This is a genomic window from Dokdonella sp., assembly GCF_049593775.1.
Taxonomy (GTDB): domain Bacteria; phylum Pseudomonadota; class Gammaproteobacteria; order Xanthomonadales; family Rhodanobacteraceae; genus Dokdonella.
The window spans coordinates 1-2,208 of the sequence record NZ_JBAWHJ010000204.1 but is presented as its reverse complement, the minus strand read 5'-3'; the positions used below and the strand labels follow the sequence as shown (position 1 = coordinate 2,208).

At 63.1% G+C, this 2,208-nt stretch carries 2 protein-coding genes; both read left to right on the top strand.

Annotated elements, in window-relative coordinates:
- Positions 1-201 precede the first annotated feature (201 nt).
- Entirely contained in the window at positions 202-1,539 is a 1,338-nt protein-coding gene (locus WBP53_RS07240; protein ID WP_423927396.1) for an APC family permease, read from the top strand.
- A 15-nt stretch (positions 1,540-1,554) separates the two neighbouring features.
- The coding region (locus tag WBP53_RS07235; RefSeq protein ID WP_423927394.1) for a hypothetical protein at positions 1,555-2,208 on the top strand (654 nt) is incomplete at its 3' end.

The window sequence follows — 2,208 nt, the reverse complement described above, 5'->3', positions numbered from 1 at the left end:
CGTTCCACCACACTAAGGAGCCTGCTGTGCTCTCGCCGTCGAACCGTTCGCATGCAAACTGCCAACCGGTTGGCGATTCGGGGCGGATCCCTGACACGGAAAATTCCATCCAACCGAAGCGATCCATCCGTGATCGTGCAATCCCGGCCGCTCGAATCTGTGGCACGCTTGTCCTAACAGCCATGAGCCGGAATAGCCCGTATGACAGCAGACGAGTCGCACTCCCCCGCTCACGCCAACCTGGAAGGTGAATCGGCCCTGATCCGCGCGGTGGGCGGCATCGCTCTCGGGGCCGCGATCATCAACATCATCGTTGGAGCCGGCATCTTCATGCTGCCGGCCATCCTCGCCACGCGCATGGGCAGCGCAGCGCCGATTGCCTTTCTTGCCGGTGCCGTGGTGATTGTTCCAGTCGCGCTGTGTTTCGCTGCAATCGGCAGCCGGGTATCCACCACCGGCGGGCCTTACAGCTACGTGAGCGCGACGTTCGGCCCGTTCTCGGGGTTCATCGCCGGAGCACTGATGTGGATCTGCAACGTCGCTTCCAGCGGCGGCGTGGCTTCGGCACTGGTTTCGCAGGTTGCACGCGCCTGGCCACAGTTCGACGAGACCGGCTGGCGCAGTCTGTTCCTCATCGTGGTTTTTTCGTTGCTGATCCTGCTCAACGCCTTCGGCGTGAAGCTCGGCGCACGTGCGATCACCGTGCTCGCCGCGCTCAAGCTGACGCCGCTGTTCCTGCTTGCGACGCTGGGCTTGCTGTTCGTTGACTGGACACAGGTCAGCTGGATCACGATTCCATCATGGCCGACCCTCGGCGCGGCAATGGTGCTGGTGATGTTCGCCTACTCGGGCATGGAGACTGCATTGATTCCCTCCGGCGAACTGCGGGATCCCGCGCGCAGTGTGCCGCGTGCGACGATTGCGGCGATCCTCGTTGTGGTGTTGCTGTACATGGGCATCCAGATCGTGACCCAGGGCGTGCTCGGCGTTTCCGTCGGCACCAGCACCGCGCCGATTGCCGATGCGGCCGGCGCGATCTGGACCCCCGGCTTCGTGCTGCTGCTGATCACCGCCGGTGTTTCGATGACCGGGTTCCTCATGGGCAACCTGCTGGCTTCGTCTCGTCTGCTCTACGCACTCGGACGAGATGGCTACCTGCCCTCCGCCTACGGTCGCGTGACGCCGAAATACCGCGTGCCCCTGCTGGCCATCGTCAGCCATGGTGCGATCGCCTGTGGCCTCGCCCTGGTCGGCAACTTCGAAGCGCTTGCGCTGATTTCAGGCGGCGCGATCTGCCTGCTCTATCTCGGCGTTTGTCTGGCTACCTGGTATGCGCAGAAGCGTGACTTGCGTAGTTATGGCAAGCCCATGGTGCTGCCCGGTGGCGCACTGATTCCGGCGATTGGCTCGCTGGCCATGCTGGCGGTCCTGGCCACGCTGAGTCGTGCCGAATGGACTTCGATTGCCATTGCCCTGGTGGCCCTGGTCCTGCTCTACACCCTGCTTCGCTGGCTGCGCAAACTTCGACTTCGCCATTGACGAATGTCCGATGGCGTGACTTGCGACACTTCTGGCCAGGGTGTCGAGTACGCAGGATCGTCCAACGTCATCGTTGAGGAATCGAACATGCGCCCGGGTCAGCTCGCCTTTGCATCGATCGCCGCCGTCGCGCTCTTCGTGTTCGGCTCGATCAGCCCCTCAATGTCGATGAGCCCGCCGACGTTCAGCGATAGCCTGCTTGCGCAAGATCGCGACTTCGCCAGCGCGGGCGTGAACGGCTTCTTCGCACAGTTTGCTGATGACGTGATCATGCCTATGCCGGGCAAGGGGTTCGCGAAGGGCAAGCGCGCGGTGCTGGATGCATTCAAGGTGCTACCCGGCTTTGCGTCGTCACGCATCGAATGGACGCCGTTTGGGACAGGCGTTTCCGCGGACGGCAAGCAGGGCTACACGTTCGGCTTCATGGATCTGCACGGAACCAATGGCGAGCCCGGGCCATTCAAGTACCTTGCCTATTGGCAACGCGAAGGATCGGACTGGCGCGTGATTGCCTACAAGCTCGGACGGCGTGCACAAGGACCGCACGCCAAGCCTCCCGGTCCAGTCGTCGAACCGGATTTCAAGGCCTGGTCGGCTTCGGTCGAGATTGCCGAGGCTGATCGCGCGCAGGGCCTGGCTGCGGCCGAACGCGAATTTTCCAGGCGCGCG